General features: G+C 70.2%; 20 protein-coding genes. 10 read left to right on the top strand and 10 right to left on the bottom strand.

What is annotated here, in order from left to right; translation table 11 throughout:
- Nucleotides 1-3 precede the first annotated feature (3 nt).
- The 4 genes from dut to acnA all read left to right on the top strand — a co-directional run bounded on the left by dut (nt 4) and on the right by acnA (nt 4,832).
- Nucleotides 4-459: a dUTP diphosphatase gene (dut, locus tag CQ044_RS15075; RefSeq protein WP_045273001.1), complete on the top strand. Its 456-nt coding sequence runs from the start codon at nt 4-6 to the stop codon at nt 457-459.
- Nucleotides 456-1,064, top strand: a complete 609-nt coding sequence (locus CQ044_RS15080; RefSeq protein ID WP_045273002.1) for a DUF3710 domain-containing protein — start codon at nt 456-458, stop codon at nt 1,062-1,064. The genes dut and CQ044_RS15080 overlap by 4 nt, the downstream gene beginning before the upstream one ends.
- On the top strand, nt 1,061-1,837 hold the full coding sequence (locus tag CQ044_RS15085) for a DUF3159 domain-containing protein (protein WP_105689222.1): 777 nt from the start codon (nt 1,061-1,063) through the stop codon (nt 1,835-1,837). The genes CQ044_RS15080 and CQ044_RS15085 overlap by 4 nt, the downstream gene beginning before the upstream one ends.
- A gap of 175 nt (nt 1,838-2,012) precedes the next feature.
- Complete coding sequence (gene acnA, locus CQ044_RS15090) at nt 2,013-4,832, top strand: aconitate hydratase AcnA (RefSeq protein WP_105689223.1); 2,820 nt, start codon at nt 2,013-2,015, stop codon at nt 4,830-4,832.
- Between the two features lie 168 nt (nt 4,833-5,000).
- Here the strand turns inward: acnA and CQ044_RS15095 are convergent, their stop codons facing one another.
- Together CQ044_RS15095 and CQ044_RS15100 are read right to left on the bottom strand one after the other, a co-directional pair.
- Entirely contained in the window at nt 5,001-6,293 is a 1,293-nt protein-coding gene (locus CQ044_RS15095; RefSeq protein WP_219844975.1) for a serine hydrolase, read from the bottom strand.
- Nucleotides 6,294-6,438: 145 nt separating this feature from the next.
- Nucleotides 6,439-7,680, bottom strand: coding sequence for an MFS transporter (locus tag CQ044_RS15100; RefSeq protein WP_105689224.1), 1,242 nt, complete (start codon nt 7,678-7,680; stop codon nt 6,439-6,441).
- An 82-nt stretch (nt 7,681-7,762) separates the two neighbouring features.
- Here CQ044_RS15100 and CQ044_RS15105 point away from each other — a divergent pair, with 82 nt between their 5' ends.
- A complete protein-coding gene (locus CQ044_RS15105) occupies nt 7,763-8,218 on the top strand; it encodes a helix-turn-helix domain-containing protein (protein WP_105689225.1) in 456 nt (151 codons plus the stop codon).
- Nucleotides 8,219-8,248: 30 nt separating this feature from the next.
- Here the strand turns inward: CQ044_RS15105 and CQ044_RS15110 are convergent, their stop codons facing one another.
- Nucleotides 8,249-9,409 (bottom strand): citrate synthase, encoded by a 1,161-nt coding sequence (locus CQ044_RS15110; RefSeq protein WP_105689226.1) that lies wholly within the window; start codon nt 9,407-9,409, stop codon nt 8,249-8,251.
- Between the two features lie 131 nt (nt 9,410-9,540).
- Between CQ044_RS15110 and CQ044_RS15115 the strand changes: the two genes are divergently transcribed.
- Both CQ044_RS15115 and dxs read left to right on the top strand, forming a co-directional pair.
- A complete protein-coding gene (locus tag CQ044_RS15115) occupies nt 9,541-10,845 on the top strand; it encodes a citrate synthase (RefSeq protein WP_105689227.1) in 1,305 nt (434 codons plus the stop codon).
- 61 nt (nt 10,846-10,906) lie between these two features.
- Nucleotides 10,907-12,889 (top strand): 1-deoxy-D-xylulose-5-phosphate synthase, encoded by a 1,983-nt coding sequence (gene dxs / locus CQ044_RS15120; RefSeq protein ID WP_105689228.1) that lies wholly within the window; start codon nt 10,907-10,909, stop codon nt 12,887-12,889.
- Nucleotides 12,890-12,899: 10 nt separating this feature from the next.
- On the opposite strand, the gene CQ044_RS15125 is transcribed toward dxs, so the two are convergent.
- The 5 genes from CQ044_RS15125 to CQ044_RS15145 form a co-directional block, all read right to left on the bottom strand.
- Nucleotides 12,900-13,511 (bottom strand): hypothetical protein, encoded by a 612-nt coding sequence (locus tag CQ044_RS15125; protein WP_146116799.1) that lies wholly within the window; start codon nt 13,509-13,511, stop codon nt 12,900-12,902.
- A gap of 50 nt (nt 13,512-13,561) precedes the next feature.
- Nucleotides 13,562-14,116 (bottom strand): hypothetical protein, encoded by a 555-nt coding sequence (locus CQ044_RS15130; protein ID WP_146116800.1) that lies wholly within the window; start codon nt 14,114-14,116, stop codon nt 13,562-13,564.
- Nucleotides 14,113-14,805: a TetR family transcriptional regulator gene (locus CQ044_RS15135; RefSeq protein ID WP_045273012.1), complete on the bottom strand. Its 693-nt coding sequence runs from the start codon at nt 14,803-14,805 to the stop codon at nt 14,113-14,115. Before CQ044_RS15135 ends, CQ044_RS15130 begins: the two co-directional genes overlap by 4 nt.
- A 66-nt stretch (nt 14,806-14,871) precedes the next feature.
- Entirely contained in the window at nt 14,872-16,398 is a 1,527-nt protein-coding gene (locus CQ044_RS15140) for a glycerol-3-phosphate dehydrogenase/oxidase (RefSeq protein ID WP_105689231.1), read from the bottom strand.
- Nucleotides 16,395-16,994 carry a TetR/AcrR family transcriptional regulator gene (locus CQ044_RS15145; protein ID WP_105689232.1) on the bottom strand — a complete coding sequence of 200 codons (600 nt, stop codon included), beginning with the start codon at nt 16,992-16,994 and terminating at the stop codon, nt 16,395-16,397. Before CQ044_RS15145 ends, CQ044_RS15140 begins: the two co-directional genes overlap by 4 nt.
- A 20-nt stretch (nt 16,995-17,014) precedes the next feature.
- Here CQ044_RS15145 and CQ044_RS15150 point away from each other — a divergent pair, with 20 nt between their 5' ends.
- Genes CQ044_RS15150 through CQ044_RS15160 form a run of 3 tightly spaced genes read left to right on the top strand, consistent with a single transcriptional unit; the run spans nt 17,015 to nt 21,213 of the window.
- Nucleotides 17,015-18,673, top strand: coding sequence for an FAD-binding oxidoreductase (locus CQ044_RS15150; protein WP_258133335.1), 1,659 nt, complete (start codon nt 17,015-17,017; stop codon nt 18,671-18,673).
- A 3-nt stretch (nt 18,674-18,676) separates the two neighbouring features.
- Nucleotides 18,677-19,579: a diacylglycerol kinase family protein gene (locus tag CQ044_RS15155; protein WP_105689233.1), complete on the top strand. Its 903-nt coding sequence runs from the start codon at nt 18,677-18,679 to the stop codon at nt 19,577-19,579.
- Entirely contained in the window at nt 19,576-21,213 is a 1,638-nt protein-coding gene (locus CQ044_RS15160; RefSeq protein ID WP_105689234.1) for a GMC oxidoreductase, read from the top strand. Before CQ044_RS15155 ends, CQ044_RS15160 begins: the two co-directional genes overlap by 4 nt.
- Before the next feature lie 110 nt (nt 21,214-21,323).
- On the opposite strand, the gene CQ044_RS15165 is transcribed toward CQ044_RS15160, so the two are convergent.
- On the bottom strand, nt 21,324-23,468 hold the full coding sequence (locus CQ044_RS15165; RefSeq protein WP_105689235.1) for a 3-hydroxyacyl-CoA dehydrogenase NAD-binding domain-containing protein: 2,145 nt from the start codon (nt 23,466-23,468) through the stop codon (nt 21,324-21,326).
- 8 nt (nt 23,469-23,476) lie between these two features.
- Nucleotides 23,477-24,682, bottom strand: coding sequence for a thiolase family protein (locus tag CQ044_RS15170; protein ID WP_105689236.1), 1,206 nt, complete (start codon nt 24,680-24,682; stop codon nt 23,477-23,479).
- Nucleotides 24,683-24,725 lie beyond the last annotated feature (43 nt).

Consider the following 24,725-nt stretch of genomic DNA (forward strand, 5'->3'; position numbering starts at 1 on the left):
TCCGTGACCGATTCCGTGGACGTTCCCATTATCGCGCCCCAGCTTCCCGTCTACGCCCATCCCGGCGACGCGGGGGCCGACCTCATCTCGACCCAGGCCCTGCGGCTCGAGCCGGGGCAGCGGGCGCTCGTGGGCACCGGAGTGAGCATCGCGCTGCCCGAGGGCTTCGCCGCGTTCGTGGTGCCGCGCAGCGGGCTCGCCGCGAAGCACGGCATCACCGTCGTCAACTCCCCGGGAACGGTCGACGCGGGCTATCGCGGCGAGATCAAGGTGAGCCTGCTGAACACGGACAGCAATGCGGCGTACGATGTCGCGGTCGGTGATCGGATCGCCCAGCTGATCGTCATGCCCGTCACCCGAGCCCGGTTCATCCCGGTCGACGCGCTGGACGAATCGGTGCGCGGAGCAGGCGGATTCGGATCCACCGGCTATCAGACCCAGAGCCAGGAGAACGCATGAGTGACGACACCACGTCCGGGATCGAGCCCGCGGACGACGCCCAGGAGGCGTCCGTCCACGACCGCGCGGTCGACGGCCCGTTCGACGAGAGCGAGGCCAACCCGGTCCGTCCCTACATCGACCTCGGCGCCATCAAGATCCTCCCGCGCGAGGGGCTGAACCTGCGCCTCGAGGTCGAGGAGCAGACGCAGCGCATCGTGGCTGTGGGCCTCGACTACGCCGATTCGACCCTGCAGGTCCAGCCGTTCGCGGCGCCGCGGACGAGCGGCCTCTGGGACGAGACCCGCGCGCAGATCCAGGAGCAGATCGCCCAGCAGGGCGGCACCGTCACCGAGCGCGAGGGCGCACTCGGGTCCGAGCTCCTGGCGGAGATCCCGGCCGTCGCCGGTGATACCGCCGTCACGCGCCTCGCCCGGTTCGTGGGCGTCGACGGCCCGCGCTGGTTCCTGCGCGGCGTGATCGGCGGGGCCGCGGCGTCCGACGAATCCGCGGCGGCCGCCGTCGAGGATCTGTTCCGGTCGATCGTCGTGGTCCGCGGCGGGGCGCCCATGCCTCCGCGCGACCTCATCCCGCTGCGCATGCCCGCAGCCCCCGGCACGGCGTGAGCACCTCGCGGCCGGAGGAGCCGGAGCGCACGTCCGACGTCGCGCCCGCGGAGCAGTACGCGCCGCCACCGGCGCCCGACGCCGCGCAGAGCCTCGGAGCAGCGCTCGGCGGAGCCGCGCAGCGCCTGGGCATCGACCCGAGTTCCGGGGCGAGCACCGGGCACATCGTGTGGAGTGCGATGGGCGGGTGGCGCGGGGTTCTGGAATCCGTTCTGCCCAGCGCCGCGTTCCTCGTCATCTACACCCTGCGACCGGAGCCGCTCTGGCTGTCGCTGGTCGTGTCGGTCGGGCTCGCCGCGGTCTTCTCGGTGATCCGTCTGCTGCAGCGTTCGCCCGCCGCGTCGGCGCTCGGCGGACTTGTCGCCGTGGCCGTCGCCGCGGGACTCGCGTTGTGGACGGGACGCGGCCAGGACAACTTCGTCCCCGGCTTCTTCACCAACGCCGCCTACGGCACCGTGCTGCTCGTCTCGGCGCTCGTCGGATGGGCCCTCATCGGCCTCGCCGCGGGCTTCCTCATGGGCGACGTGCGCGGGTGGCGGACCGACAAGCGCAAGCGCCGCGCGTTCTTCTGGATCACGATCGCCTGGGCCGCGCTGTTCTACGCGCGACTCGGCGTCCAGCTGCCGCTGTACTTCTCCGGGAACGTGCAGGCGCTGGGCACGCTGAAGCTCGTGATGGGTCTGCCGCTGTTCGCGCCGATGGTCGCCGTCACGTGGTTGCTGGTGCGCGCGCTGTACCCGCCGAAGCCGGACGCCGACACGCGCCAGGAGTGAGTCCGCGCGCCGGTCGCCGTGCTAGATTTATCTTGACGTCAAGATAAATCGACACCTTTCGCTCGCTAGTCCGCGGGAGCAGACTGGTAAGGCCCGCCTTGCTAGCCGCGCGGGGGAGCGGGCGAGCAAGATGGAGTCGCCTGTCGCTTCCATCCGAACAGAAGGAGACGGATCCGTGTCCACGGTGAACAGCTTCGGTGCCAAGAGCACCCTGACGGTCGGCAGCACCGACTACGAGATCTTCCGGATCGACACGGTCGAAGGTTTCGAGAAGCTCCCGTTCAGCCTCAAGGTCCTCCTGGAGAACCTGCTTCGCACCGAGGACGGCGCGAACGTGACGAAGGCTCAGATCGAGGCTCTCGGCTCCTGGGACCCCGCGGCTCAGCCCGACACGGAGATCCAGTTCACGCCGGCGCGCGTCGTCATGCAGGACTTCACCGGTGTGCCCTGCATCGTCGACCTCGCCACCATGCGCGAGGCCGTCACGGCACTCGGCGGCGACCCGAACAAGATCAACCCGCTGTCGCCGGCCGAGATGGTCATCGACCACTCCGTGATCGCCGATCTCTTCGGACGCCCCGACGCGATCGAGCGCAACGTCGAGATCGAGTACGAGCGCAACGGCGAGCGCTACCAGTTCCTGCGCTGGGGCCAGACCGCCTTCGACGACTTCAAGGTCGTCCCCCCGGGCACCGGCATCGTGCACCAGGTCAACATCGAGCACCTGGCGAAGGTCATCTACGACCGCTCCGTCGACGGCGTGCTGCGCGCTTACCCCGACACCTGCGTCGGCACCGACTCGCACACCACCATGGTCAACGGCCTTGGCGTGCTGGGCTGGGGCGTCGGCGGCATCGAGGCCGAGGCCGCGATGCTCGGCCAGCCCGTGTCGATGCTCATCCCGCGCGTCGTCGGCTTCAAGCTGACCGGTGAGATCCCGGCCGGCGTCACCGCGACCGACGTCGTGCTCACGATCACCGACATCCTCCGCAAGCACGGTGTGGTCGGCAAGTTCGTCGAGTTCTACGGCGCCGGCGTGGCCTCCGTGCCGCTGGCCAACCGCGCCACGATCGGCAACATGTCGCCGGAGTTCGGCTCGACCGCCGCGATCTTCCCGATCGACGACGTCACTCTCGACTACCTCCGTCTGACCGGGCGCGACGAGCAGGCCGTGGCCCTCGTCGAGGCGTACGCGAAGGAGCAGAAGCTCTGGCACGACGCCGCGAACGAGCCCAGCTTCAGCGAGTACCTCGAGCTCGACCTCTCGACGGTCGTCCCCTCGATCGCCGGCCCGAAGCGCCCGCAGGACCGCATCCTGCTGTCCGAGTCGAAGGCTCAGTTCGAGAAGGACATCCTGAACTACGCGACCGGCCCGATCGACATCGCGGACTCTGGTTCCTTCCCCGCGTCGGATCCCGGATCCGTCCCCGGCGAGGAGGTCGAGACCAACGAGATCCCGACGCTCTCCTCGGGTTCCCCGAAGGCCGCCTCCAAGCCGGTCAAGGTGAAGACGCCGGACGGGCAGAAGTACATCCTCGACAACGGCGCTGTGACGCTCGCGGCGATCACGTCGTGCACCAACACGTCCAACCCGTCGGTCATGATCGCCGCCGGTCTTCTGGCCCGCAACGCCCTCGCCAAGGGACTGAAGCAGAAGCCGTGGGTCAAGACCACGCTCGGCCCCGGTTCCAAGGTCGTCACCGACTACTACGAGAAGTCCGGCCTCGACAAGGACCTCGAGGGCCTCGGCTTCTACACGGTCGGCTACGGCTGCACGATCTGCATCGGAAACTCCGGTCCGCTGATCGACGAGGTGTCCGCTGCGATCAACGAGCACGACCTCGCGGTCACGGCCGTCCTCTCCGGCAACCGCAACTTCGAGGGCCGGATCAGCCCCGACGTGAAGATGAACTACCTCGCCAGCCCTCCGCTGGTCGTGGCCTATGCCCTGGCCGGGTCGATGAACTTCGACTTCGACACCCAGGCGCTGGGCACCGATGGCAACGGCAACGACGTGTTCCTCAAGGACGTCTGGCCCGACCCGACCGAGGTGCAGCAGATCATCGACTCGTCGATCTCGCGCGACCAGTTCATCAAGCAGTACGCCACGGTGTTCGACGGTGACGAGCGCTGGACGAGCCTGCCCACGCCGACCGGCCCGATCTTCGAGTGGGACGCCGACTCGACCTACGTGCGCAAGGCGCCGTACTTCGACGGCATGGAGGCGACTCCGGCTCCCGTCACCGACATCAGCGGCGCACGCGTGCTGGCGACCCTCGGCGACTCGGTGACCACCGACCACATCTCCCCGGCCGGCAACATCAAGGCCGGCACGCCCGCGGCCCAGTACCTCACGGAGCACGGCGTCGCGCAGAAGGACTTCAACTCCTTCGGCTCCCGTCGCGGCAACCACGAGGTGATGATCCGCGGCACGTTCGCGAACATCCGCCTGAAGAACGCGCTGGTCAAGGCGGTCAACGACGGTCAGCAGATCGAGGGCGGCTTCACCCGCGACTTCACCCAGGCCGGTGGCCCGCAGGCGTACATCTTCGACGCCTCGACCAACTACCAGCAGCAGGGCACCCCGCTGGTGATCTTCGGCGGCAAGGAGTACGGATCCGGATCCTCCCGTGACTGGGCGGCGAAGGGCACCAACCTCCTCGGCGTCAAGGCGGTCATCACCGAGAGCTTCGAGCGGATCCACCGCTCGAACCTGATCGGCATGGGCGTCGTCCCGCTGCAGTTCCCGGCAGGCGAGTCGTGGGAGTCGCTCGGCCTCGACGGCACCGAGATCGTCTCGATCGCGGGCCTGGAGGAGCTGAACAACGGCACCACCCCTAAGACGGTCAAGGTCACCGCGACCCCGAGCGAGTTCTCGCCCGAGGGCAAGCAGCCCATCGAGTTCGACGCGGTCGTCCGCATCGACACCCCGGGTGAGGCCGACTACTACCGCAACGGCGGCATCCTGCAGTACGTGCTGCGTTCGCTGGTCTGATCCACGCGCACGAGTCGGGGCCGGTTCCTTCGGGAGCCGGCCCCGTTCGCGTGTCCCTGCTGCCGACGTGACCTGCGACACTTGCACGACCTCGCGACACGTGCAGGGCCTGATCGCCGAATCCATCGTGCATTCGTCGCGCGATCATGCAGACGTCGCGAGGGTGCGTCAGTTCTTCTTCGCAGGCAGCGGCGGTGGCGGGTCATCCGGGGCGAGCTCCGTCGCGATCTGCCGGAACAGCCGATCGCTTGAGTTGTCGTAGATGCCATTCGCGTCGAAGGCGCCGGGCAGGAAGGTCGTGGCCACCGCGACCGCCATCTTCTTCGACGGCAGATACGCCTCGGTGGCGCTGTACCCGCTGAGCAGCGGATTCTGCAGCTGCCAGGATCCGGATCTCACCACTCCGAGTCCGTAGTTGTAGCCGTTCACCTGGGTGAAGCAGGATCCGGCGCAGGCGGGCAGCGGCGTCCCGAAGCCGATGAGCTTCGAGTCGGTCATCTCATGGAAGCTCTTCGAGGAGAGCAGCTTGCCGGTGCCCACGGCGACCGCGGTCGTCGCCATGTCGGTGATCGTCGTCGTCTCTGCCGCACCGATCGGGGTGCCCCAGGCGGGGTTCCAGAAGGTCGACTCTTCGGTGAAGGGCATCGTCGGAGGGATGCCCAGGGCCACGCGGCGTTCCGAGCTGTAGGCGTGCAGCACTGGTTCCGGGACGGTCGCCGTGGTGTAGCCCGCGGTCTGCGTCAGGCCCATCGGGCCGAGGACCTTCTTCTGCAGCAGCTGGTCCAGGGGAGCGCCGCCGATCATCGAGAGGATGTGGCCGAGGATCATGAAGTTGGTGTGCGCGTAGCTCCAGTTGGTGCCGGGCTCGAACTGCTGGGGACGATTGAACGCGTCCTTCAATCGCTCCTCGAACGTGAACTCGTGGAACGGGTCGGCGTTGTAGGCCGCGGTCCACCCCGGATCCGTCTCGAAATCGGGGTAGCCCGTGGTCTGGTTCGTCAGCATCCTGAGGGTGACCTTGTTCGCCTCGGGCAGGCTGGGCATCCATTTGTCGACGGTGTCGTCGAGGGTGATCTTGCCCTCGTCGACGTACTCCAGGAGCAGCGTGGAGACGTACTGGAATGCCACGGCGCCGTTGCGGAAATGCATGTCGGTGGTGGCGGGGACCCCGGTCATCGAGTCCCCGTACGCCTGCATGGCCACGACCTTGCCGTCGACCGTGACCCGCACGATCACCGCCTTGAGGCTGTCGGCTTTCATCGCGTCGCGGACGATCGCGTCGACGCGTTCGTTCTGGACGGTCGGAGGTGCGGTTGATGCGTTCGCCGCGGGCGCGGCCGCGCCGGCCGGGCGCCAGATGATCCAGCCGATGGCCACGACCAGCGCGATGACGGCTGCGCCGGCGACGATCAGCGCCGTTCGCCGTCCTGCGGTACGAGATGCCGGTGTCTGCGCGTTCACGTTCGTCCTCTCGGATCCAGAATCGTGGAATGCCCGAGCGCACCGGCGGACGGGTAGGGTCCGCCTGTCCTACGGTGCACGGAGACGATTGCTCGCGTCCCCGTGCTCGCTTGTCGCTGAGCATAGACCTGCGGTCGTTCCGCGATCAACGCTCTCCAGGGGCTGCCTTCGGCGGCGTGTCGCTCTCGGTTCGCGCGGAGGGCGGGATCCGTCGCACGTCGCGTCGCGCGTTCGCGACCGTGCGACGGCTGAGCACCCAGGTGAGCAGGCCGCCGAGCGCGAAGGCGGCGCCGAGAACGGCGGATCCGCTCCATCCGGCCGCCGCGTAGATCGCGGTGGTGGCGGTCGCACCGAGCGCGGAGCCGAGCGAGTAGAAGATCATGTAGCCGCCGATGACGCTGCTGGTCTGGTGCGGGTAGGCGGCAGTGAGAAGGCTCTGATTGCTGACATGTGCCGCCTGGACCGCGAAGTCCAGGACGATGACGCCGACGATCACCAGGAGCAGCGACCAGGGCGCCTGCGCAGACGCGAGCCACGACACCGCGAGCAGGGCGAGCGAGACGCCGGTCACCAGGTCTGCTCGACCCGCATCCGCCCATCGGCCGGCGCGCATCGCCCCCAGCGCTCCGACGAGCCCGGCGACGCCGAACGCGCCGATCTGGGCTGGGGCCAGCTGCCAGGGATCGTCGGACAGCGGCAGAGCGAGTCCGCTCCAGAGGGTGCCGAAGGACGCGAACAGGAAGAACGCGATCAACCCGCGCGAGACGAAGAGCGGTTCGCGGAAGAGCCGCCCGAGTGAGGTCAGCACGCCACGATAGGTCTCCCGATGCGACCGCTGGTCCGCAGGCAGCCGCCTCAGGACCAACAGAGAGAGCGCGAGGAGCAGCAGGGTCAGCCCGACGTAGACGCTTCGCCAGCCCCAGAGGTCCGCGACGACGCCGGCGAGCACTCGCGCACCGAGGATCCCCAGGATGACACCGGACGTGACGGTCCCGAGTGTGCGACCCCGCTCTGCCGGGCTCGAGAGATCGGCCGCGAACGCGACGGTGGTCTGCACGACGACCGCGAACAGGCCGGTGACGGCGAGGCTGACGAGCAGCATCCACCACGTGGGGGAGAACGCCGCCATCAGCGTGCCGGCAGCGGCGAGGAGCAGCTGCATCCCGATGAGCCGGCGTCGATCCCGCATGTCGCCGAGGGGGACGAGAACAGCCAGGCCGACCAGGTAGCCGACCTGTCCGGCGGCCACGATCCAGCCCACCTGGGGCTCCGGCACGCCCAGATCTCGCCCGATCTGCGCGAGCACCGGCTGTGCGACGTAGATCGTCGCGACAGCGACGCCGCAGACCACTGCGAGCAGGATCCTCTGGCCTGACGTGATGCGCACCTGTTCTCCAATCAGTAGTGAATTGCAACTGATCGGAGACTACGGCAGACTGATTGCGATCTGCAACTCATCAGGAGGCGCGATGAACCCGACTGCCCACGCCCACGAGGCGTCCTGGACCGACCCCACCTGTCCGGTCGCGCGCACTCTCGACGTCGTCGGCGACCGGTGGAGCCTGCTGATCATCCGCGACGCGATGGACGGTGCACGATCGTTCACCGACTTCCTGCAGCGCACCGGGGTCGCGCGCAACATCCTCACAGACCGGCTCCGTCGCCTCGTCGATCGCGGGATCCTCCGGCAGGAGCCGGCAGCCTCCGGGCGCCGCCAGGTCTACGTGCTCACCGACGTCGGCCGTGACCTCTTCACCGTCATCGTGGCGATGCGTCAGTGGGGAGAGCGGCACATGTTCGCGCCGGGCGAGGCGCACTCGGTCCTCGTGGATGGGGCCGGTCGGCCCATCGCCCCGTTGCGTCCCGTCGACGCGAACGGTGACGGCATCGACATCGACACGACCACCGTCATCGGACGCGGCTGATCGGCATCGGTTCTCCCGTCACTCGCGACCTCAGGCGGTCGGTCCCACGTACCGGGACGAGGGGCGGAGGATCTTGCCGTCCTGCACCTGCTCGCAGGCGTGCGCACCCCAGCCGATCAGGCGCGCCGATGCGAAGGTCGGGGTGAACAGCTCCCGAGGGATTCCGCACGCCTCCATGACGACCGCGGCGTACAGTTCGACGTTCGTGCGCAGAGCGCGGCCGGGCTTGAGCTCGTCCAGCACTCGCAGCACGGTCTGCTCCACCGTCACGGCGAGGTCGACGCGGTCCGAGGCCAGTCCGTCGGTGCGAAGCTGCTGGACGACGCCACGCAGCAGCCGGGAGCGGGGATCCTCCGTGCGATAGACCGCGTGCCCGAAGCCCATGATCCGCCCGCCGTTCTGCACGCGCTCGCGCACCCATGCCTCCGCGTGCTCCGGGACACCGATCTCGTCCAGCATGTCCAGCGTGCGCGCGGGTGCGCCGCCGTGCAGTGGTCCCGATAGGGCGCCGAGTGCGCCGCCGACGCACGAGGCGAGGTCGGCCCCGGTCGATGCGATCACCCGCGCCGTGAACGTCGAGGCGTTGAAGCCGTGATCGATCGCTGCGGTCAGATACGTGGCGAGGGCGGTGGCGAGACGGGCGTCGGGCGCGGTGCCCGTGAGCATGCGCAGGTAGTCGGAGACAGGGTCGAGCTCCGGGTCCGGCGCGATCGGATCCTGTCCCTGGCTCCACCGGTGCAGTGCCGCGATCAGGGACGGCGCGACGGCGGCGAGACGGATCGTGTCGTCGACGCGCTCCTCGTCGGTCTCGTCGTAGAGGGCGCGCCGTCCGTCCGCCGCGGAGACGAGAGCGAGCCCGGTGCGCAACTGGGCCATGGGATCCAGACCCGAGGCCGCGATCGCCGACAGCGGTCCGTGCAGGTGCTCGGGGATCGTCCGCGCCGCGGTCGTGCGGGCGCGGAAGGCGGCGGCGCCGGCGTCGTCCTGAGGCAGAGCACCGAGCGCGACAAGGCTCCAGGCGTCCTCGAACCGCGCCGCGGCGGCCAGCTCCACTCCAGAAACGCCCCGGTAGTGGAAGAAGCCCTCCTCGCCGCGCACGTCGCCGATCGCGGTCTCTGCGACGACGACGTTCGTGAGGCCCCGGGGGACGTCGATGAGATGCGTGTCGTTGCGATCGATCGTGATGGCCATGTCGGCTCCTCTCTGGCGAGTCGCGGGTGGCGGCTCTGTTCTGCTCGGAGTCGCGATGCGGCTCTTCGCTCACGATGCATAATGGATCCGGCAATCGTCAATGTTGATCGAATCAATGAGGGGCGGCGGGAATGGACGCGCTCACGGCGGCGCAGACCGCGGCGCGCCTCGGCGTGCGGACCGAGACGCTCTACGCCTATGTCTCCCGAGGGCTGATCGCACGGGAGCGCGGAGCGCACGGCTCCCTTTTCGATCCTCTCGAAGTCGAGCGCTTCGCCCGTGCTCGCCGCCGGGTGACCTCTCCCTCGCACGGCGCAGCACGCGCGGCCGGTGCCGACGGGAGCCCGCTCGCGGTGATCGACACCGACATCGCGTTGATCGAGGACGGCGAACTCTGGATCCGCGGCGTGCCGATCGACGAGCTGGTCTCGGGGGAGGGCGAGGCTCCGAGGTTCGACGCCGTCGTGCGCTGGCTCTTCGCGCGCACGGATCTGCCGCCTCGGGACGCTCCGCCGCTGGAGGGGCCGGGGAGCGCAGCGGCGAGTCGTGTGCTCGCCGCGCTGCCGCCCGGAGCCGGCGCCTTCAGCCGTCTCCTCGCCGCGGTCGCGGCTCTCGCCGCAGACGACCCGGAGCGCTACGACCTCCGCCCGGAGACGGTGGCCCGAGTCGCGACCCGCCTCGTCGCCGGGCTCGTGGACGCGCTCCCGCTGCTCGGCCCAGAGGAGGAGGGCATCGACGGGGCGTCGACGGCAGCCGGCATGTCGGTGGCCGCGCGACTCTGGCCCCGTCTGACCGCCCTCCCTCCGACGCCCGCCCGGGTGCGGGTGCTGGACGCCGCGCTCGTACTCCTCGTCGACCACGACATGGCCGCGTCGACCCTCGCCGCGCGGGCCGCGGCGTCCGCGCGTGCGCATCCCTACGCCGTCGTGGCAGCCGGTTTCGGCGCGCTCGACTCCGCCCTGCACGGTGCGGTGAGCGTCGCGGTGCACGCCCTCCTGCGACAGGTGCAGGACGGCGCGGATCCTGCCGCGGCGGTCGCGACCGCGACACGACTCGGTGGGGCGGGGATCCCGGGATTCGGCCAACTGCTGTACCCGGAGGGGGATCCGCGGGCCCGGCTGCTGCTGCGACTGATGCGGGAGACCGCGGATCCGCGGGCGGAGGCGGCGCTGCAGGTGGCAGAGCAGATCGTGACCGTCGTGCGTGCCAGGACCGGTCTTCATCCCACCGTCGATCTGGGGCTGGCCGTCATGGCGCTGGCCTGGGAGATGCCCGCCGACGCGGGGGAGACGGTGTTCGCCGTTGCGCGTTCCGCGGGCTGGTGCGCGCATGCGCAGGACGAGTACGGGCGCGCCCCGCTGAGGCTGCGGCCGATCGGCCACTACGTCGGCCCGGATGCGGCGGATCTCCAGCGGCCCGGGAGCAATGCTCGGTAGGCTGGATCGGTGCTGCGGGCTCCGGCCCGTCGCTCTCTATTGGCTTCAGGAGGCAGACACGGTGGCGATCCTTCCCGGTATCTCCGGTCCCCGCGACCTCGATCGGCTCACCCCCGAGCAGCTCGCCGAGTTGGCCGCGGAGGTCCGATCGTTCCTGATCGAGAACGTCGCCCGCACCGGCGGACACCTGGGGCCGAATCTCGGGGTCGTCGAGCTCACGATCGCTCTGCACCGGGTGTTCTCCTCGCCGGACGACCCGATCATCTTCGACACCGGGCATCAGTCCTACGTGCACAAGCTGCTCACCGGGCGTCAGGACTTCTCCGCGCTGCGCTCGCGCGGGGGACTGGCCGGCTACCCGCAGCGTTCGGAGAGCCCGCACGACGTCGTCGAGTCCTCGCACGCCTCGAGTTCGCTGAGCTGGGCTGACGGGATCTCCCGGGCCTTCACGGCGACGGGCCGGGAAGATCGTCACGTCGTCGCGGTCGTCGGCGACGGGGCGCTCACCGGTGGCATGACCTGGGAAGCGCTCAACAACATCTCGGACGACAACGAGCGCAATCTCGTGATCGTCGTCAACGACAACGGCCGTTCCTACGCGCCCACGATCGGCGGCATGGCGCGGTACATGAACCGCGTGCGAACGGCGGGCGTCTACCGCGACCTGCATCGCAAGTCCGATCGCTTCTTCCGAGCCTTCGGGCCCGTGGGCCGTGCGTTCTACCGAGGCGTCCGCGGCGGTACGCACGGCTTCCTCTCGCGCTTCTCGAACAACGAGGAGCTGTACTCCAACCTCGACATCAAGTACCTGGGTCCCGTCGACGGCCACGACATCCCCTCGCTGATGGAGGCGCTGCAGCTCGCGAAGGACTACGGCGCGCCGGTCATCGTGCACGTCATCACCGAGAAGGGGCGCGGCTATCAGCCCGCGCTCGATGACGAGGCCGACCAGTTCCACGCGGTCAACAAGATCGACCCGAAGACGGGAACGCCCCTCGCCGCGAGCGGCACGGGGTGGACCGACGTGTTCGCCGAGGCGCTCGTCGACCTCGGCGCGCGCAGGCCCGAGGTCATCGCGATGACCGCGGCGATGCTGCGTCCCACCGGGCTCGCGCCGTTCGCCGAGCGCTTCCCCGACCGCGTCTACGACGTGGGCATCGCGGAGCAGCATGCGGTCACCGCGGCTGCGGGCCTCGCCTACGGCGGCCTGCACCCGGTCGTCGCGTTGTACGCGACGTTCATGGGCCGCGCGTTCGATCAGGTGCTGATGGACGTCGGGCTGCACCGCGCCGGAGTGACGTTCGTGCTGGATCGGGCCGGCGTCACCGGCCCCGACGGCCCCAGCCACCACGGCCTGTGGGACCTCTCGATGCTGCAGATCGTGCCGGGGATCCGCATCGCGGCGCCCCGCGACGCCGAGCGCCTGCGCGAGGAGCTGGAGGAGGCCGTCGCCGTCGACGACGCGCCCTCCGTGATCCGCTATCCGAAGGGCGCAGTGGCTGCGGAGATCCCCGCGATCGAACGCTTGCACGACGGAGTGGACGTGCTGTCCCGCGGTGAGGGCGAAGACGTGCTGCTCATCGGGATCGGGCCGTTCGCGACCCTCGCCCTCGATGTGGCGGACCGACTCAAGGCGCAGGGGATCGGCGCGACCGTGATCGACCCGCGCTGGGCCATCCCGGTGCAGCCCTCGGTCGTCGAGCTCGCCGCTCGGCACCGCCTCGTCATCACGCTCGAGGACGGCATCCGCGTCGGCGGCGTCGGCACTCGCGTGCGTCAGGTGCTCCGCGAGGCCGGCATCGACACCGCGGTCGACGAGCTGGGCCTGCCGGACGAGTACATCGATCACGCGAGCCGTGAGCAGATCCTTGAGGACGCCGGGCTCACCGCCGGCAAGATCGCGCAGGACGTGGTCGCGCAGGTGCTCGGCACCCGTGTTCCGATCGCTCGCCCGACCGGCGAGGCGCCCCTGCACACGGGGACGGTCGAGATCGTGACGAGCGTACGGGCGGAGCACAGCGCGGAGGAGCGCCGGCGGGGCTGAGGGCGGGCCGTCAGCGGTCGCCGTGCTGCACAGGTCCTGGCGACCCGACGTCGACGCTGACCGAGCCGCCTGGGCGGCGCCGGAACCACCGCAGCGGCTTGAGCCCGCGATCCTTGCGCAGCGCGAGCGATGCCGTTCTCGCCCAGGCCAGCGGGATCGCCGTCGCGCCCGACACGAAGCCGGCGATGACGAAGGCGGGCAACGGCGTCAATTGGTCCACATGCAGGATGCGGGCCACAGCGAAGGACACCGCACCGCAGAAGACGATGCCGAACGCGCACCAGGCCAGAAAGTGGATGCGGAACGCGGCGATGCGCACCATCCAGCGACCCAGCATGTAGGCAGGGCACACGCCGATCAGCAAGGCGAGAAGGCTGATCGGCACCGCGTAGATCATGACCAGCATCGAAACGCTGAATGCGCCTGAGAGGGCGGAGCTCGCGCGACCCGGTTCATCGATCATGCTCGCCACGCCGTGGGCGAGGCCGAGCAGTACTGAGGCGATCGCGAACAGCGCGACGTGCAGCGCAACCGCACGTGCCGCCCCGCTGGCGAATTCTCCCCCGTCGAACGCCATGGGTTCCTCGGGCGTCCGCGGCGATGCCGCATGCGGGTCGCTCATGGCTGCACTTCCAAGATCCGGTCGAGCGGGGTGCCGAGGCTCTGGGGCAGTCATGCCACGGCCCCCGGGAACGTCCACGCGCATCGCGCCGTGATCCCGCGATCGGCGTTCAGCGCCCGCGCCGCGGTGAATCTCCAGGCGAGCGGGAACGCGATCGCCCCCGCGAGGGCGCTCGGCACAGCGACGAGGAACAAGCCGACAGACCCCAGGGTCAACAAGGCGAGGAACGAACCCGCCGCGCCGACGGCGAGACCGAGGATCGCGTTGACGGCGACGTGCAAGGCGGGGTGGGCAGAGCGTTCGCATATGCGGTTGAGCGCAAATGCAGGAAATACGAAGAGGAGGAATGCGGGGATGCTGAGGACGGCGCCCACGACCGCGAACATGACCGCTCCAAGAAGGCGGGACGAGACGTCCGAGATCGAGCAGGAGACGGAGGATGCATAGGTGGGACAGCCGAACACGGTCATCGCCGTGAACATCAGTACCGGCAGGAGGAGGAGGGTCAGGCCCCACGCGAGCAGTGCGCCGTTGACGAACTCCTCCGTGGTGAACGCCATCGGCTTCTTGGGCGTCCGCGGCGACGCAGCCCGCTCGTCGCTCATGGCCGCACGTCCGCGATCTGGTCGAGGAGATCGCGCGTCACGCCGCGGACACCGGGGACACGCAGGAACGGGAGCGCGACGGCGAACAGCCTGAGACCGGTATCGAGGAGGCGGGTGGTCTTCGCCTGGTCGGGCGACTCGTCATAGGTCCACCGGAGGATGAGCGCCAGATACATCGGGAAGATCGCCTCTGGCAGGCGCTCGACGATGTCGTCCGGCACGCGATGCGATGCGCCTTCGACGACCTCGCGGAGCAGACCGATCGTCATCTCGCGCGCGGGAGACGACTCCACGGACAGGGGATTGATCGGGGAGTCGGGGGAGACCATCGCGCTGAGGAAGCCCGGCGCCACGGCGCGGTAGGCGCCGACCGTCTCCAGGCCGGTCTCGAAGAACACGCGCAGTCGGTCAACGAGGCCGGTCACCCCCGTCAGCCGCGGACGCGCGGCGGCACCGTGATCCCGCTGCTGCTGGTCGTAGAGCTCTTGGACCAGGTGCTCCTTGGAGGGGAAGTAGTAGTACGCGTTCCCGACCGAGACGCCGGCCTCCTTGGCGATCAACCGGATCGTGGTGTCCGGGTAGCCTCGCTCGACGAACGAGGCCATCGCGGCCGCGCGGATCCGCGCTCTCGTCGCCTCGGCCTTCGGGGTGAGCGGCTTGGCAGTGGCGTCCGACTCTGAACTGAACATGTTCAAAGAATAGCGCGAGGCGAGCCTCACGTCCATCGCGAAGCCCCGGCGGACGTCGTGATCGATTCAGTCGGGATCCGCGACTGTCTCTGCGACGAGCTGCGCGACCGCGGCCTCGGCGCGGGCGCGGTCGTCGTCCACGAGTCCGATGCGCGTGCGCCGGTCCAGGATGTCGGCGGCGGTCATGGCGCCTTCCGCGCGCACGGCGAACTCGACCTCGGCTCGCGTCACGCCGATGCCCTGCGCGATGGGTTCCCTGGGATCCGCGCAGCGCGCGCGAGCCAGCACCAGTCCCGCCTCGGCGCCGTATCGCCAGTCCAGGTTGCTTCCGGGGCGGCTCGGCGAGGCCAGCGCGCCGACCAGGGGCAGGGCTGCGGTGCGGCACGGCGCCGCGGGCAGGTGCGAGAGCGCGACGGCGCGATCCATCGCGTCCTCGGCCATGCGGCGGTACGTGGTGAGCTTGCCGCCCAGGACGTTCACGAAGCCGCCCTCCGAGACGGCGACGAGGTGCCGCCGGGAGATGTCCGCGGTGGAGGCGTCACCCGTGTCGACGAGCGGTCGCAGCCCGGCGTACGCGCCGCGCACCTGATCGCGGCGGATCGGCGTCCGCAGCGCGCGGTTGAGGACGTCCAGCAGGAACGCGATCTCCGGTTCCGTGGGGGCCGCGACCGAGGGGACCGGCCCCGGCGCGTCCTCGTCGGTGAGGCCCACGACGACGCGGCCGAGCTGCTGGGGCAGTGCGAAGACGAACCGGCTGATGGACCCGGGGTGCGGCACGGTGAGCGCCGCGGATGGATTGCCGAGTGCGGCGGCGTCGAGAACGATGTGTGTTCCGCGACTCGGGCGCATGCGGATCGAGTCGTCGAGCGCTCCGGCCCAGACGCCCGTGGCGTTCACGACCGCGCGAGCACGGATGTCGAACCGCTCCCCGGTGAGCGCATCCTCGAGGGATGCGCCGTCATGGCGCAGTCCGAGCGCGCGCACCCGGGTGAGGATCCGTGCGCCGAGCGACGCAGCGGTCCGCGCCACGGCGACGACGAGCCTGGCATCGTCGACGAGCTGCCCGTCGGCTGCGAGCACCGCGCCCCGCAGCCGGTCGGTCTGCACGGAGGGCGCCATCCGCGCGGCGGTGCGCGCGCTGACGAACCGCGGTGCCGGAAGCACGGCATGGGGCGTGCGCACCCGCAGGCGCAGCAGATCCCCGAGCGCGAAGCCCACGACACCCGTGGCGCGCTGCGTCATCGTGACGGCGGGGGAGAACGGGAGCAGCTGCGCCATCGGGCGGATGAGATGCGGTGCGATGCGGGTCATCAGCAGGTGGCGCTCGATCGCGCTCTCCCGGGCGGTGGCGACATCTCCGGTCGCGAGGTAGCGCAGTCCGCCGTGTACGAGCTTCGAGCTGAAGCGACTCGTGCCGTACGCGAGGTCCTCCGCCTCGACGAGCGCGACCGACAGTCCGCGGCTCGCCGCGTCCAGGGCCACGCCGACGCCGGTGATTCCGCCGCCGACCACGAGCAGATCGACCCGATCCGCCGCCGACCGGACGAGCTCGTGCTCCCGCCGCGCCGCGGTCAGCCGCGAGGATCCGCTCATGGCCGGAGCAGGCCTTCGACGGCGGCGCGCAGTTCGCGTTCGAAGGAGGATTCGTCGATCAGCTCGCTCACCGTCCCCTGCGAGAGCAAAGCGGACTGCGCCACGAGCAGCAGCATCACCGCCATCGCCTGCGGGTCGTCGCCGCGTACTGAGCCATCGTGCTGGGCGGCGCGGATCGCGACGGCGAGCCATCCGAGGATCGCACGCTGACTGGATCCGACCCGCTCGAGCGTGTAGCGGGTGAACGCCTCCGGCTCCTCGGTCAGGAGGTGCCGGTAGACGTGATCCGCACGGAACAGTGCGGCGAACCGCAGGACGTCGTCGACGATCGCGACGCGCGTCGTGGCCGGCGCGGGGAATCGGTCGAGGATGAGGGCCACGCGGCGCAGCAGCGCGGACCGGACCACGTCGTCCGCATCGGACCAGTTCCGATAGACGGTCGGGCGGCTCACGCCCGACCGCCGGGCGAGCTCGGCGATCGTCATGCCGTGCACGCCTCGGGTCGCGATGAGCGCGTCCGCGGCATCCAGGATCCTGGTCTGCGTGGCATCCCAGGTGGGGAGGACGACCCCCGGAATCGCTTGACGTTTTGTCATGATCTGTCACACTGTAACGCATGACTCACGAGAGCGGCAGAGGCGCCGACGATCCGAGCTCCGAGGCGGCGCAGATGCGCTGGAACGGCTGGGGAGACCCGGATCGTGCAGCGGAACTGCCCTTCGCCGTGCGGTCAATGCTGCCGCTTCTGCTCGGGCGGATCCGCCGTCCCGAGCCCGCGGTGGCCCTCGCCGACGTCCGGCTGAGCCCCTCTGCGTTCACACCGGAGGATGCGGACGCCTTCGCCGCGGTCCTCGGGGTCGATCAGGTGCGGACGGATGCGGAGCCCCGCATCCGGCACGCCGGCGGGCGGTCCACGCCCGACCTGCTGCGCCGCCGTGACGCGGTCCAGGATGCGCCGGACGCGGTGCTGCGGCCTCGCGATCACGACGAGGTGGTCGTGTGCCTGCGGCTCGCTGCCGAGCGCGACATCGCCGTGATCCCCTTCGGTGGCGGCACCAGCGTGGTGGGCGCCCTCGACCCCGAGCGCGGCAGCCACCGCGCCGTGGTCAGCCTGGACCTCGGCCGCATGAGCGGGCTGCTCGACTACGACGCCGTGAGCGCCGAGGCGGTGCTGGCGGCCGGGACCACGGGTCCGGAGACCGAGCGGCTGCTCGCGCAGCACGGGATGGAGCTCGGGCACTACCCGCAGAGCTTCCGGTACGCGACGATCGGCGGGTTCGCCGCCGCCCGGTCGTCGGGGCAGAACTCGGCCGGGTACGGACGCTTCGACACGATGGTCACGGGGATCCGCGTCGCGACGCCGACCGGTGACGTCGAGCTGGGACGGTCGCCGGGCAGTGCGGCGGGCCCCGACCTCGTGCGGCTGTTCCTCGGATCCGAAGGCATCTACGGCGTCATCACGGAGGTCAGGGTGCGAGTGCATCCCGTGCCGGTCGAGCGCGTGATGGAGTCATGGGCGTTCCCCGACTTCGCGACCGGTGCCGCGGCACTGCGCGCCGTGGCGCAGCTCGGCGGCGAGCCCACGGTGATCCGCCTGTCGGATGAGGCGGAGACGAGCGTGAGCCTCGCCCAGGTCGGCAAGATCGGCAAGGCCCTCGCGAGGGGTGCGAGCGTGGTCACCGTGCTCGAGGGGGACGACGTGGCTGCGCGCCGGACGCGCACGGCGGCGATGCTGCAGGCGGCCGGAGGCACCTCCTCGGGCGAGGGCCCGTCCGAGGACTGGCTGCGCACCCGATTCGACGGGCCCTACCTGCGCGATGCGCTGCTCGACGCCGGCGTGTTCTGCGAGACGCTGGAGACCGCCACGACCTGGTCGCGCCTCGAGGGGCTGCGCGAGGCGGTGACGCGCGCGCTCAAGAGCGGTTTCGCCGACGCGGGGCGCAAGGCGTTCGTGATGTGCCACGTCTCGCACGTCTACCCGACAGGGGCGTCGCTCTACTTCACCGTGCTGGCGCCGCTCGGCGCCGACGCCCTGGCGGCGTGGGACGGTATCAAGCACCGCGTCGGCGACGCCATCATGGCAGCAGGCGGCACGATCAGCCATCACCATGCGGTGGGTCGCGATCACGCGCCCTGGCTCGGCGAGGAGATCGGCGAGACCGGCCTGCGGATCCTCGCAGCAGTCAAGCGCGAACTCGATCCCGAGGGGATCATGAATCCCGGAGCGGTGCTCGGCGCGGCGACACCCGTCCCCGCACGGGCCGCGGGAGCCTGAGACGTGACGACGATCGCGCTGATCGCCAATCCGCGCTCCGGCAAGGGGCGCGGCGCCGCTGCGGCGGATGCGGCGGCCGCGGCGCTGTCCGCTGCGGGCGCGAACGTGCGTGTGCACATCGGGGCCTCGGCGGCCGACACGCGGCGGCTCACCGGAGCGGCTCTCGCCGCGGATCCCGACGCGATCGTCGTCGTCGGCGGAGACGGCACTCTGTCGGAGATCCTGTCCGAGCTCGCGGGCACCGAGGTGCCGGTGGCTCTCGTGCCGGCCGGCACCGGGAACGACTTCGCGCGAGCCCTGGGGCTGCCACGGCGCGATCCGGCGGGTGCCGCGCTCCTCGCCCTGCGCGGCGCGCGTCGCCGAATCGACGTCGGCGAGATCGTGGCGGATGGGAGGATCACGCCGTTCCTCACCGTCGCCGCGCTCGGCTTCGACGCGAAGGTCAGCGACCGCACCAATCTGCTGCGGTGGCCGCGCGGCGCGGCGCGCTACTACCTCGCGATCCTCGTGGAGGTCGTGCGCCTGCGCCCCACCCGGTTCCGGCTGGCCTGCGATGGCGAGAGCGCCCGGGAGGCCTCGGGCACGCTCGTCGCCGTAGGCAACACCGTGAGCTACGGGGGCGGCATGCCGATCTGCCCCGAGGCGAGCCCCGACGACGGGCTGCTGGATGTCGTCCACGTCGCCCCGCTGGGCCGGGTCAGACTGCTGCGCCTGTTCCCGCTCCTGCTGCGCGGGCATCATCTGGGGCGGCGGGAGGTGGCCCACCGAAGGGTCGGGGAGATCACGGTGTCGGCCCCGGACCTCGTGGTCTACGCCGACGGCGAGCGGGTCGCCGAGAAGGAGTGTACGATCCGGGTGCGTCCGGCATCGCTGACGGTGATGGTCCCGAGCGGAGGAACGGCATGAGCGGCTTCGACGAGGATGTCGTCGTGATCGGATCCGGGTTCGGCGGCGCGGTCGCCGCGCTCCGGCTCGTGGAGAAGGGCTACCGGGTCCGTGTGTACGAGGCCGGGCGCCGCTTCGAGGACGAGGACTTCGCGAAGACGAACTGGAACATCCGCCGCTACCTGTGGGCCCCCGCGTTCGGGTGCTTCGGCGTGCAGCGGATCCACCGGCTGCCGCACGTCATGATCCTCGCCGGAGCAGGCGTCGGCGGCGGGTCCCTGAACTATGCGAACACGCTCTATCAGCCGGGAGCGCCCTTCTTCGACGATCCGCAGTGGGCGGGCATCGCCCCGTGGCAGGCGGAGCTCGCGCCGCACTACGCCACGGCCAAGCGGATGCTCGGCGTCGTGGAGCACTACCCGCATACCGGGCCGGTGGAACGGATCATGGCCGGAGCGGCAGAAGACCTCGGCGTCGCGAAGACGTTCCGCAGGGCGCCGGTCGGGGTGTACTTCGGCGCGCCGGGGGAGACCGTGCCGGATCCGTTCTTCGGAGGCGAAGGGCCCGCGCGGACCGGCTGCACCCTGTGCGGGAACTGCATGGTCGGCTGCCGGGTCGGTGCGAAGAACACCCTCATGAAGAACTATCTCGCCCTCGCAGAGCGCCGTGGCGCGGTGATCGAGGCCCTCCGCACCGTCGTCGAGGTGCGCGAGCTCGCGGGAGGCGGGTTCTCGGTCACCACCCGTCACAGCGGCGCCTGGGGCCGGGGACGGCGGCGCACCGTCACCGCGGAGCGCGTCGTGCTCGCCGCCGGTACGTGGGGGAGCCAGCAGCTCCTGCACCGGATGAAGGCCAGCGGCGCCCTGCCACGGATCCCGGATGCGCTCGGCCGACTCACCCGCACCAACTCCGAGGCGCTGGACGGCGCGGTCTCGACCGCGGTGCCCGAGGAGGCCGGCTTCGCCCACGGCGTGGCCATCACGACCTCCTTCCACGTCGATGAGCGCACCCACGTGGAGAACGTGCGCTACGGGCCGGGATCCAATCTCATGGGCGCCCTCGCGACGGTGCTCGTTCCGGGGGATGTGCCGCTGCACCGACGGCTGGGCGCGCTGCTCGGCGCCGTCGTGCGCCATCCGATCCGCCAGTTCCGACTCGGCACGCTGCGGCGCTGGAGCGAGCGGGGCATCATCGCGCTCGTGATGCAGACCGCCGACAACTCGCTCACGCTCTCGCTGCGGCATCGGTTCGGGCGCGACGTGCTGACGAGCGCGCAGGGTCACGGCGCCCCGAACCCGAGCCATCTGCCCGAGGCGCATCGCGCGGCGGAGGCGATCGCCGCCCGCATGACGCAGGAGACCGGCGTCCCGGCGTCGGCGCGGGGTTCCTGGCCCGAGGTCTTCGGGATCCCGCTCACCGCCCACTTCCTCGGCGGGGCGGTGCTCTCGGAGGCCCCGGAGCACGGCGTCGTCGATCCGTACCACCGCGTGTGGGGTCATCCAGGGCTGTCGGTCGTGGACGGATCCGCCGTCCCCGCGAACCCCGGCGTCAACCCGTCGCTCACGATCACGGCCCTCGCCGAACGCGCGATGTCGTACTGGCCGCGACGGGGCGAGGCGGATCCGAGGCCGGTTCAGGTGCTCCCCGGTCGTTGAGCGAGCACGGCCGAAGGTCGAGCGAGACGACTCCGCCTCCGTGAACGACGAAGCCCCTGTTCCGGACCCTTCGACGAGCTCAGGGACCGGAACAGGGGTTTCACGAAGGGTCAGCGGTTCGCGATCCCGCGGATCACCGGCGTGTGGAACGTCGCGCCGAACACGCGCTCGGACGCGCCTTCGCGGTCGAGGTACGGCGAGGCGCCGCCGTCGATGAACGGCCAGCCCGCGCCGAGGATGAGGCACAGGTCGATGTCCTCGACCTCGGGGACCACGCCCTCGTCGAGCATGAGCCTGATCTCCTGTGCGAGCCCGTCCTGCACGCGGCGGAGGATCTCCGCGGCGGGCGTCGGGGCGGAACCCGCGGCCTGCTTCACGATCTTGTCCGCGGCCTTGGTGAAGCCGGTGACCCGACCGCCCTTGTCCTTCTCGACGACCTCGGGCAGATCCGCCAGCGCGTGGAAGTTCTCGTTCGCGTAGAAGCGATCCGGGAACGCGTGCACCATGGTGTCCTGCACGTGCGCGGCGACCTTCCAGCCGACCAGGTCGATGAGCTGGAACGGACCCATCGGCAGACCGAGCGGCGCGAACGCCTTCTCGACCTCGGCGACCGGCGTGCCCTCGTAGACCGCGCGGGCCGCCTCGCCCATGACCTTGGCGAGCAGGCGGTTCACGACGAATCCGGGGGCGTCGGCGGTGAGGACGGCGTTCTTGCCGAGTCCCTTCGCGACCACGAACGCGGTCGACAGAGCGGCCTCGGTCGTGGTGGCCGTCTTCACGATCTCGATGAGCGGCATGACCGCGACCGGGTTGAAGAAGTGGAAGCCGACCAGCCGCTCGGGGTGCGCGAGCTTCGAGCCGATCTCCTCGACCGAGAGGGACGAGGTGTTGGTCGCGAGGATCGCGTCCTCGGCGACGATCTTCTCGATCTCGCCGAACACCGCCTGCTTGACGCCGACCTCCTCGAACACGGCCTCGATCACGAAGTCGCAGTCCGCGTACAGGGACTTGTCGGTCGTGCCGGTGACCAGACCGCGCAGCTTGTTGGCGCTGTCCGCGTCGAGGCGGCCCTTGGCCTCGAGCTTGCCGATCTCCTCGTGGATGTAGGCGACGCCCTTGTCGACACGCGCCTGGTCGAGGTCGGTGATGAGCACCGGCACCTGCAGCTTGCGCACGAACAGCAGCGCGAACTGGCTGGCCATGAGACCTGCTCCGATGATGCCGACCTTGGTGACCTTCTTGGCGAGGGCCTTGTCGGGGGCGCCGACCGGGCGCTTGGCGCGCTTCTGCACGAGATCGAAGGCGTACATCGACGCGGCGAACTGATCGCCGGTGACGAGATCGGCGAGCGCCTCGTCCTCGCGGGCGAAGCCCTCCTCGCGGGTGCCGCTCTTCGCCTTGTCGAGCAGGTCGAGCGCCACGTACGGCGAACGGGGCACGGTGCCGACCTTCGACTCGAGCATGCCTCGGGCCATCTTGATGGCGATCGGCCACTTGGTGAGGCGCTCGATCTTGCCCGGCTCGTTCTTGCGGTCGACCTTCTTGCCGCCGAGCACGGCGTCGGCCCAGCGCAGCGAGTCCTCCAGGAAGTTCGCGGCCGGGAAGATCGCGTCCATCATGCCGAGCTCGAACGCCTGCTGCGGCTTGAGCATGCGGTTCTGCTTGAGCGGGTTCGAGATGACGACCTCGAGCGCGTTCTCGATGCCGATGAGGTTCGGCAGCAGGTAGGCGCCGCCCCAGCCCGGGATGATCCCGAGGAACACCTCGGGAAGCGCGAGGGCCGCCGCCGAGGCGTCGACCGTGCGGTACGTCGAGTTCAGCGCGATCTCGACGCCGCCGCCGAGGGCGAGACCGTTGACGAACGCGAACGACGGCACACCGAGGGAGCTGAGGGATCCCAGCACCTTGTGACCGAGCTGCGCGATGAGGCGAGCGTTATCACGGGATCCGACCCGGCTGATGTCGGAGAGATCGGCACCGGCCGCGAGGATGTACTGCTTGCCCGTGATGCCCACCGCGTGGATCTCGCCGGCGGCGGCGCGAGCCCTGAGACCGGCGAGCGTCTCACCGAGTTCGGTGAGGGTCGCGGGGCCGAGCGTGTTCGGACGGGTGTGATCGCGGCCGTTGTCGAGCGTGACGAGGGCGAGCACCTTGCCGGAGGGCAGGCGCACGTCGCGCACGGGGGAGTGCGTGACGACCTCGCCCTCGGTGAGGGCCATGATGGGCGAGAAGTCGATGGCGTCGTAGTTCGTCATTCCTGCACTCACTTCCGCTTCTTGCCGTCGAAGTAGGGGTTCTCCCAGATGACCGAGCCGCCCTGACCGAGGCCCACGCACATCGCGGTGAGGCCGTAGCGGACATCGGGACGCTCGGCGAACTGCGCCGCGAGCTGGATCATGAGGCGCACGCCGCTCGCCGCGAGCGGGTGGCCGACGGCGATCGCGCCGCCCCACGCGTTGACCCGGGGGTCGTCATCGGCGATGCCGAAGTGGTCGAGCAGCGAGATGACCTGGATCGCGAAGGCCTCGTTGAGCTCGAAGAGGCCGATGTCGGAGATGTCGAGCCCGGCCTTCTTGAGCGCCTTCTCGGTGGACGGGATCGGTCCGATGCCCATGATCTCCGGCTGCACGCCGGCGAACGCGAAGGACACCATGCGCATCTTCGGAGCGAGCCCGAGCTCCTTGACCGCTCCGCCGCCGGCGAGCAGCGACATGGTCGCACCGTCGGTGAGCGGCGAGGAGGTGCCGGCCGTGACGCGGCCGTGCGGGCGGAACGGGGTCTTCAGCGCCGCCAGATCCTCCATCGTGGTCTGCGGGCGACGCCCCTCGTCCTCGGTGGCGAGGCCCCAGGCGCCGTCGGCGCCCTTGATCGCGACCGGCACGAGGTCGGGCTGGATCTTGCCCGCGTCGTAGGCGGCCTGCACCTTGTGCTGGCTCAGCATGCCGAAGCGGTCGGAGCGCTCCTTGGTGAGGTGCGGGAAGCGGTCGAAGATGCGCTCCGCGGTGACGCCCATGTTCAAGGCGCCGGGGTCGACCATCCTCTCCGCGACGAAGCGCGGGTTGGGGTCCGCGTTGCCGCCGATCGGGTGGTGGCCCATGTGCTCGACGCCGCCGGCGAGGGCGAGGTCGTACATGCCGACGCCGATCGACGCACCCATGGTGGTGACGCTGGTCATGGCGCCCGCGCACATGCGCTCCACGGCCAGGCCGGGGACGGTCTGCGGGAGGCCGGCGAGGATCGCGACCGAGCGTCCGAGGGTGAGACCCTGGTCACCCGTCTGCGACGTCGCCGCGATCGCGACGTCGTCGATCCGGTCCAGCGGGACGTTCGCGTTCCGCTCCATCAGGCCGATCGTGGCCTTGACGGCCAGGTCGTCCGCGCGGGTGTTCCAGTACATGCCCTTCTCGCCGGCGCGCCCGAAGGGGGTGCGCACTCCATCGACGAAGAAGACGTCCGAGATCTCGGCCACTCTGCCTCCAATGTCCGGTCCGCTGCGCGGACAGGGCCTCCAA

This window comes from Microbacterium sp. MYb64 (genome assembly GCF_002979495.1).
Taxonomy (GTDB): Bacteria; Actinomycetota; Actinomycetes; order Actinomycetales; family Microbacteriaceae; genus Microbacterium; species Microbacterium azadirachtae_A.